The 666-nt window shown below is 38.1% G+C and carries 2 pseudogenes; both read right to left on the bottom strand.

What is annotated here, in order from left to right:
- A pseudogene (locus tag UGRO018_RS17740) lies at positions 1–193 on the bottom strand (hypothetical protein); the annotation flags it as partial.
- Between the two features lie 127 nt (positions 194–320).
- Positions 321–666 (bottom strand): annotated as a pseudogene (locus tag UGRO018_RS17735) (hypothetical protein); the annotation flags it as partial.

Below are 666 nucleotides of genomic sequence, written 5' to 3'. Positions count from 1 at the left end.
AATGAAACAGATAAAACACCAAGATCCCACACAGTATCACTGGAACAGCTGTTGCTCTCAATCCTTCCATATACTGTCGTGGTACTGTCCCATCAAATCGCAGGATCAATGAGACATAGCTCACTGCCGCAATTGAAAACACATCCCACAAGACCAATGCGATCATTCTGGGATGAAACAGTTTCTTTTTCATTCTCTTTCCCCTTTCCTCATTGATAGAAAAAAAGATACAGGTCCCCCTACCCCATGTCATTGATGTGGCAGTTTCCTGTATCCTGATTCCTTCCTCAAAGCGACGATGCGACTATTGATTCTTTGAATCATTCCTTTTCTTTGATTTCCAGTCCTGCAATGACTTCTTTATCCAGGACTTTCACATATAGATTTGCCAGACACTTATGTCTGTCGATCTTCTTGATATTACTTTCTAGTCCTTTTAATGGACCTTCTTCTACGATCGTTACTTTATTGATGATCTTTCCTTTTGACATCTTCAATATGTATTCTTCATCTAAGATGTCATTTAGGAAGCTTATCTCTTCTTCGTGCAATGCACTTGTGCCTTCTTCATCGTATTTCAATAACTTTTTAAACCCTTTTAACTTCATTCGATATTCTTGAAACAATCGTTCGATGTACTCTTGTTCCTCATCTGTTTTAATAAAC

This window comes from Hoskinsella mucinilytica (assembly GCF_045223415.1).
GTDB lineage: Bacteria > Bacillota_I > Bacilli_A > Erysipelotrichales > Erysipelotrichaceae > Hoskinsella > Hoskinsella mucinilytica.
The sequence above is the reverse complement of the archived record's forward strand: the minus strand, read 5'-3'. Positions and strand labels throughout refer to the sequence as shown.